Origin of the sequence: Alloalcanivorax mobilis (assembly GCF_002864685.1) — a bacterium.
Lineage (GTDB): Bacteria > Pseudomonadota > Gammaproteobacteria > Pseudomonadales > Alcanivoracaceae > Alloalcanivorax > Alloalcanivorax mobilis.
Genome location: NZ_NMQZ01000051.1, coordinates 22,564 through 29,170 on the forward strand (window position 1 = coordinate 22,564; position 6,607 = coordinate 29,170).

At 64.6% G+C, this 6,607-nt stretch carries 7 protein-coding genes; 3 read left to right on the forward strand and 4 right to left on the reverse strand.

Going from position 1 to position 6,607, the window contains the following annotated elements; all coding sequences use genetic code 11:
- Positions 1 to 367: 367 nt before the first annotated feature.
- The gene (locus tag CGS25_RS17485; RefSeq protein ID WP_089032278.1) at positions 368 to 1,246 is read right to left on the reverse strand and encodes an AEC family transporter; all 879 of its coding nucleotides are present in this window, start codon (positions 1,244 to 1,246) and stop codon (positions 368 to 370) included.
- Between the two features lie 48 nt (positions 1,247 to 1,294).
- On the opposite strand from CGS25_RS17485, the gene mnmC reads away from it, so the two are divergent.
- From mnmC to CGS25_RS17500, 3 genes are all read left to right on the forward strand, one after another.
- Complete coding sequence (gene mnmC, locus CGS25_RS17490; RefSeq protein WP_101676262.1) at positions 1,295 to 3,169, forward strand: bifunctional tRNA (5-methylaminomethyl-2-thiouridine)(34)-methyltransferase MnmD/FAD-dependent 5-carboxymethylaminomethyl-2-thiouridine(34) oxidoreductase MnmC; 1,875 nt, start codon at positions 1,295 to 1,297, stop codon at positions 3,167 to 3,169.
- A gap of 30 nt (positions 3,170 to 3,199) precedes the next feature.
- Entirely contained in the window at positions 3,200 to 3,586 is a 387-nt protein-coding gene (locus CGS25_RS17495; RefSeq protein ID WP_101676263.1) for an MAPEG family protein, read from the forward strand.
- A gap of 106 nt (positions 3,587 to 3,692) precedes the next feature.
- Positions 3,693 to 4,955 carry an acyl-CoA dehydrogenase family protein gene (locus CGS25_RS17500; RefSeq protein ID WP_101676264.1) on the forward strand — a complete coding sequence of 421 codons (1,263 nt, stop codon included), beginning with the start codon at positions 3,693 to 3,695 and terminating at the stop codon, positions 4,953 to 4,955.
- A gap of 12 nt (positions 4,956 to 4,967) precedes the next feature.
- Here the strand turns inward: CGS25_RS17500 and CGS25_RS17505 are convergent, their stop codons facing one another.
- The 3 genes from CGS25_RS17505 to CGS25_RS17515 all read right to left on the reverse strand — a co-directional run bounded on the left by CGS25_RS17505 (position 4,968) and on the right by CGS25_RS17515 (position 6,457).
- A complete protein-coding gene (locus CGS25_RS17505; protein ID WP_089032274.1) occupies positions 4,968 to 5,213 on the reverse strand; it encodes a YheU family protein in 246 nt (81 codons plus the stop codon).
- Between the two features lie 221 nt (positions 5,214 to 5,434).
- Positions 5,435 to 5,860 (reverse strand): hypothetical protein, encoded by a 426-nt coding sequence (locus CGS25_RS17510; RefSeq protein ID WP_101676265.1) that lies wholly within the window; start codon positions 5,858 to 5,860, stop codon positions 5,435 to 5,437.
- 21 nt (positions 5,861 to 5,881) lie between these two features.
- Positions 5,882 to 6,457 carry a transglycosylase SLT domain-containing protein gene (locus CGS25_RS17515; RefSeq protein WP_089032272.1) on the reverse strand — a complete coding sequence of 192 codons (576 nt, stop codon included), beginning with the start codon at positions 6,455 to 6,457 and terminating at the stop codon, positions 5,882 to 5,884.
- Positions 6,458 to 6,607: the final 150 nt, after the last annotated feature.

The following is a 6,607-nucleotide window of genomic DNA, read 5'->3' on the forward strand; positions in this document are numbered from 1 at the left end:
CGACATCCTGTCGTCCGCCGCCTCAGTTGGCCGTCCCTGGCCAACTGACCCTATCAATTTTCCACGACTCGGCGACACAACAAGGGGGAGGCCCTCCAGATAGGTCTCAGGAACTCCGTCACGCTGATTTGTCCATCCGTAGTGACGGTTTTGACCTAGCATGCTGCGTGTTGCGTGCCAGCGTCTTTAACAGTGCCGCTGTGGGAGCGGCCCTTGACCGCGAATCGGCTTTGCCAGGCCCGCCGTAATCTTCTTTTGCGCCCCGCCCACACCCCACACGCGGGCACAGCCTCTCACAGGCCCCGGCCTCTCCCGTGTTGCAGCCTGAAGCTTGCAGCTTGTAGCACGCAGCGCGCTGCGTCTCCCCTTAAGGCATCGTCACCATCAACAGCAACGGCAGGGTGAGGAACGAGAGGACGGTGGAGATCACCACCATGGCGGCGACCTGGTCGGCGCCTTGGCGGTAGGTCTGGGCGAGCAGGTAGTTGAACACCGCCACCGGCATGCTGGATTGGATCACGATGACACCGCGCAGCAGGCCATCGATGCCGGCCAGGGCGCACACGCTCCAGGCGATGGCGAAGCCGAGCAGCAGGCGCAGTAGCGCGAATCCGGCGCCGGGCCCCAGGTGGCGCACCCGCAGGGTGGACAGGGACACCCCGAGCGTCACCAGCATCATCGGAATGGTCAACTGGCCGATCAGATCGACGCTGTTGAACAGCCAGGCCGGCAGGCGGATCTGGAACACCACCATCAACACCGCGATCACCACGGAAATCAGAATCGGATGAGCAAGCAGGCGCGGCGAGAGCCCCTCGCCGCTGACCACCGCCAGGCCGAACGAGAACTGCACCACCGAGGTCAGCATCATCCAGGCCAGCGCCAGCGCCAGGCCGTGGTCACCGAACGCCAGCAGACACAGGGACAGGCCCATGTTGCCGGTATTGGGAAACAACAGGGACGGCAGGAACACCCGGGGTGACAGCCCGGCAAGGCGAATCGCGGCCAGCGCGAGCAGGCCGGTAAGCAGCATGATGGCGACGAACAGGCCGGCCACCTGGGACAACGCCGCCAGCGACAGACCGGTCTTGCCGAGCGTGGCGACAATCAGGCAGGGCGTGGCCACGGTGGTCACCAGGGCGGAGACCATGCGCATGTCGAAGGGGCGGCCAGTGCGGCCCCAGAAATAGCCCACCCCGGCGCAGGCGAGCACCGGCGCCATTACCGCCCAAATCTGTGCGAACATACGCGCTCCCGGTTGCAAGGCCGCTATTCTGAGGAGCCCACCCCCGCCATGTCCAACGGCGATTTCGCCCCGATCGTTGCCGCCCGCGTTGAGTGGCAGGCACGGGTTCCGGTGGCGCCGGAATTCGACGACCCTTACTTTTCCCGGGACGATGGCGCCGCCGAGAGCGAATACGTGTTTCTTGACGGCAACGATCTGGCACCGCGTTTCGCGGCACTCGGCGAGACCGATCACTTCACCATCGGGGAAACCGGGTTCGGCACCGGCTTGAACCTGCTGCTCGCCGCCCGCCTGTTCCAGCAACGGGCGCCGGCGGGCGCGCGGCTGCAATTGATCTCGGCGGAGAAACACCCACTCACCCGCGCCGACCTGGCCCGCGCGCTGCAAAGCTGGCCGGCACTGGCGGCACTGAGCGAGGCGCTGCTGCGCGAGTACCCGGCGGCCAGCCCCGGCGTTCATCGTGTGCGGTTGGCGCCCACCATCACGCTGACATTGATGCTCGGCGACGCCGCCGGCCAATGGCGGCTCAGCGATGCCCGGGTGGACGCCTGGTTCCTGGATGGCTTCGCCCCGGCGCGCAACCCGGACATGTGGTGCCCGGAGCTGTTCCAGACACTGGCCCGGCACAGCCGTCCCGGCGCCACGCTCGCCACCTTCACCGCCGCCGGCTTTGTGCGCCGTGGTTTGCTAAACGCCGGTTTCGGCATGGCCCGGCGCCAGGGCTTTGGCCATAAAAGGCACATGCTGGCCGGCCACTTCGCGGGCTTCTGGCAGGCGCACCGCCCACGTGTCGGCACCGCGCTGGTGGTCGGCGCCGGGCTGGCCGGCGCCAGCAGCGCCCGTGCGCTGGCCGAACGCGGCTGGCGGGTGACCGTGCTGGACCCGGCCGGTATCGCCGCCGGCGCCTCCGGCAATCGCGCCGGCGTGGTCTACAGCACCCCCAGCGCCCACCTCACCGCGCAGAACCGCTTCTATCAGCTCAGCTATGGCCACGCCCTGCGCTGGCTCGCCCGGTACCGCTTCCCCGGCCCCGGCGAGGGCGCGCTCAATGGCGTGGTTCAGCATTACGTCAATGATAAGCAACGGGACAAAATCCGCGACGCCGCGCTCAGCGGCGTCTGGCCATCCGAGCTGCTCGACGCCGGCGAGCACAGCGCCACCCTGGCCGGCGGCGGCTATCTGGACCCGCGCGCCTGGTGCACCACGCTGCTCGATCACCCGGCCATCCGACTACAGCCACAGGCGGTCACCGCCGTGACCCCGGGCGCGCCCGCCTCGGTGACCCTGGCCGACGGCACGGTGCTGCACGGCGATGCGGTGGTGATCGCCAACGCCGGCGCCGCCGCTGATCTGGCCATTGCCGGCCAGCGCCCGGATTGGCTGCCCCTGAAGCGGATTCGCGGCCAGGTCAGCTATTGCCAGGCCACCGCCGCCAGCGAATCCTGGCGGCAGGCGCGTTGCCACGGCGGCTATCTCACTCCGGCCCTGGACGGCTTGCACTGCGTGGGCGCCACCTTCGACCTGCACGATCACGACCCGGCGCCGCGCGAGTGCGACGACGCCGCCAACCTGGCGCAACTGCGCCACCATCTACCGGAGCTCTGGCGGGAATTGGGCGGCGAGGCGATCCGGGTGGTGGAGCGGCGCGTGGCCTTCCGCTGCCAAAGCACCGATTTCCTGCCCCTCACCGGCGCCCTGCCCGACCCAGCCGGCGCCTCGCCCGAGCCGCTGCCCGGGCTGTGGCTGAACATCGCCCATGGCAGCCGGGGCATCACCGGCACCCCACTGTGCGCGGACATTCTCGCTGACCTGATCAGTGGCGCCGCGCCTGGCGCGGATCGGGAACTGCTTGACGCCCTGGAGCCGGCGCGTTTTATTCGCAGGCGAATAAGAAAAAATCCAGGGCCGGTTAATCGGCCCTGATAGCCTGCTTGACCTCACCGGAGTTGCCCTATGTTTCTGATTACCGCTCTCTACGCGGCGCTGTGCGCCCTGCTTGTGCTGGCCCTGGCGATCAATGTGGTGCGTTTGCGCCTTGGCGAGGGCGTGTCACTCGGCGACGGCGGCAACGAAAAAGTGAACCGGGCGGTGCGCGCCCACGGCAACGCGGTGGAATATCTGCCGCTGATTCTGATCCTGATCGCCCTGTTGGAAGGCAACAACGCCAATAACTGGGCGTTGTATCTGTACGGCACCGTGCTGTTCCTGAGCCGACTGGCCCATGCCTGGGGCCTGCTCGCGATGCCCACCACCACCAATAATTTCCGCAAACTGGGTATCATCGGCACCTGGCTGGTCCTGCTCACCGCCAGCGCGCACCTGATCGTCATTTACCTCTAACACTGAAAACTGAAAACTGAACACCGCGCCCTTTTTCTTGACTGTCTAGGTCATCTGGATAAAGTGATTGGATAAACCAGTCAATCCTTTTCCAGGAGAGCGGCGTATGTGGAGCTTCGAAACCGACCCGGACTTTCAACAACAGCTGGACTGGATCGACCGGTTCGTGCGCGAGCAGGTCGAGCCGCTGGACGAACTCCTGGGCAGCCAATGGAACATCCATGATCCGCAATTCGAACGCCTGGTTCGTCCGTTGCAAGCGCTCGTTAAAGAGCGCGGCCTGTGGGCCTGCCATCTTGGCCCGGAGCTGGGCGGCAAGGGTTACGGCCAGCTGAAACTGGCGCTGATGAACGAGAAGTTCGGGCAGTCCCGATTCGGCCCGGTGGTGTTCGGCTGTCAGGCGCCGGATTCGGGCAACGCGGAAATCCTCGCCCACTACGGCACCCCCGCCCAGAAAAAACGCTTCCTGGAACCGTTGCTGGAAAATCGCATTGTCTCGTGCTTCTCGATGACCGAACCCCAAGGCGGGGCCGACCCGCTGGTGATGACTTCCACCGCCGAGCAAGACGGCGATCACTGGGTTCTGAACGGCGAAAAGTGGTTTGCCTCCAACGCGCGCTACGCGGCGTTTCACATTTTTATGATGGTCACCGACCCGGACGCCGCGCCCCACCGGCGCATGTCCATGTTCATCGTGCCGGCGGACACCCCCGGCGTGGACATCGTTCGCAACTACGGCTTCTACGGCGAAAAGGAAGACAGCCACGGGCACATTCGCCTGCGCGATGTGCGGGTGCCGGCGGACAGCATGCTCGGCGGCCGTGGCGACGCCTTCGTGGTCGCCCAGGTACGCCTCGGCGGTGGCCGCATGCATCACGCCATGCGCACCCTGGCCCAGGCCAGCCGGGCGTTTGACATGATGTGCCAGCGGGTGGTCTCGCGCGTTACCAAGGGTGAACGACTGGCCGAAAAGCAAATGGTGCAGGAGACCATCGCCGATTCCTGGATCGAGCTGCGTCAGTTCCGGCTGCTGGTGCTGGAAACCGCCTGGCTGCTCGACCAGGGGCATGACTACAAAGCCACCCGCCACCATATCGCCGCGGTCAAAGTGAAAATGCCGCAGCTGCTGCACACCATGGCGGCGCGCGCCCTGCATCTGCACGGCTCCCTGGGGATCACCCACGACATGCCGTTCGCCGAATGGCTGATCAATTCCCACCACGTGGCGCTCGCCGACGGCCCCACCGAAGTGCATAAGGTCACCGTGGCGCGGCAGGTGCTGGCTGGGGTGGAGCCTTGCGAAAGCCTGTTTCCCGATTATATGGCCGACGCACGCCAGGAGCGGGCGCGGGCGCTTTATGGGGATTAGTGTTTTCAGTGTTCAGTGTTCAGTGTTCAGTCCGACTTCCTGAAGTTGGTCGCGGGTCATTATCGCGATGCTTTCGGTGACGTCGTCAAAGACCACCGCGGCTTCACCTTTGTGCAGTTGCCGGCGCACCTGTTCCACCTTGGTGGCGGTCGCGATTTCCTGTTCGCCGTAGTCAGTGCCGTCGCGGGTGACGAACTCCTCGATCAGGTTATTCAGGGTCTCGGCATCAATATCGCGCCAGGGAACAATCAATGGCATGAGGCTTCTCTGTTACAGGGCCGGGCCTTCAGAGCCCGGCGGAGTGTTAGCGCTGGACGCTAGGCTAGACGCCGGACGCTGGACGCCGGACGCTAAAACCCGCGCCTGACGGCATTGGTGTGTTCACTGGTGCGCCCAACCTTCCAGGAAACATGCCTATCACTTCTGGTACGGGTTTGGCGTCCAGCGTCCAGCGTCCGGCGTCTGGCGTCTGGCGTAAATCAACCCCCACCCTCCCGCGCCCATTCGCAGCGCACGCGCAGCGGCTCGTCGGAAGGTTCGTGATAGTCGTCGGCGCTGTCCCAGAGGAAGGTGTGGAAGCCGGCGAAGTCGGTTTCCAGGTGCACCACGGCGCTGACCCAGTACATCTGTTTGAGCAGACGTTCGAACTGGCTGACCCATTGCTGCCATTCGTATTCCACCGCGCGGTAGGACATACCGAAGTGGATTACCTGGGTCTGGTAGCCGGCGCCGGTGGCGTGATCGCCAGTGAGGGCGAACATGTCCTGGCACAGAAAAGGCCGCTCCTGGGCGTCCGGTAACCCGCGAATCGCGCGCCGGTTGTGAAAACAACTCGCCTTGCGTTCCGCCTCGTTGCCGAAAGGCAGATGCTTGATGCACCCGTAAACAATCGATTCGTTATTCAAAAGCGCCTCGGCGAACCGGAATCAGCGACCACAACCACGCATCTGCGCGGCATAACGGTCCGCCATGGCGGAAGCTCTGCGCGCCGAGCGTTGAACATTAACGTTGTTTTTCCATACCCCGCGAGCATAACCGCCCTGCCCCACGTAATAGGCCAGATACAAGTGGTAGGCGTCGTTGAGGGCAATGCCGTTACGCGCATGGCTTTGGTAATGGTACCAGCCGACAAAGTGCACCGCGTCGCCAAAATCGTCCCGATCAGCGCCACCGTGACCAGTTTCACGCTGATACCAGGCCCAGGTGCCATCCAGCGCCTGAGCATAGCCGTAGGCACTGGACGGACGTTTCCACGGAATGATCCACAATAATTTGGTGCGCGGCGGTTTGGCGTGCGCCTGGAACCCGGATTCCTTATAAATGGTGGCCATCAGAATCGGCACCGGCACGCCGAATTCCTTCTCGCTGCGCTTGGCGGCCTTGTACCAGTTATTGAACCAGCCGCCTTTCTGATCGAACACCGAACAAACATTGTCGATGTGCTCGGGGGTGGTGGCGCAGCCTCCAAGAGCCAAAAGCAGAGCCAGAATCGCGACGCGCATAGGCGACCTCGTGTTCTCGGTTTGAGCCATGGTAGCGGCCCCCAGCGTCGGGGGCGAGGGTAAACGCCGGCATGGGCTTTTGATGCTGATGTCGAAGCGGGCCTTGACCGCGAATCGGCTTTGCCAGGCCGGCCTCGCCTTTCGGCTCGG

Bases quoted from the DNA above. Each gene is read 5' to 3' on its own strand.
- CGS25_RS17485 (WP_089032278.1), bottom strand. From the start codon at position 1,246: ATGTTCGCACAGATTTGGGCGGTAATGGCGCCGGTGCTCGCCTGCGCC.
- mnmC (WP_101676262.1), top strand. From the start codon at position 1,295: ATGTCCAACGGCGATTTCGCCCCGATCGTTGCCGCCCGCGTTGAGTGG.
- CGS25_RS17495 (WP_101676263.1), top strand. From the start codon at position 3,200: ATGTTTCTGATTACCGCTCTCTACGCGGCGCTGTGCGCCCTGCTTGTG.
- CGS25_RS17500 (WP_101676264.1), top strand. From the start codon at position 3,693: ATGTGGAGCTTCGAAACCGACCCGGACTTTCAACAACAGCTGGACTGG.
- CGS25_RS17505 (WP_089032274.1), bottom strand. From the start codon at position 5,213: ATGCCATTGATTGTTCCCTGGCGCGATATTGATGCCGAGACCCTGAAT.
- CGS25_RS17515 (WP_089032272.1), bottom strand. From the start codon at position 6,457: ATGCGCGTCGCGATTCTGGCTCTGCTTTTGGCTCTTGGAGGCTGCGCC.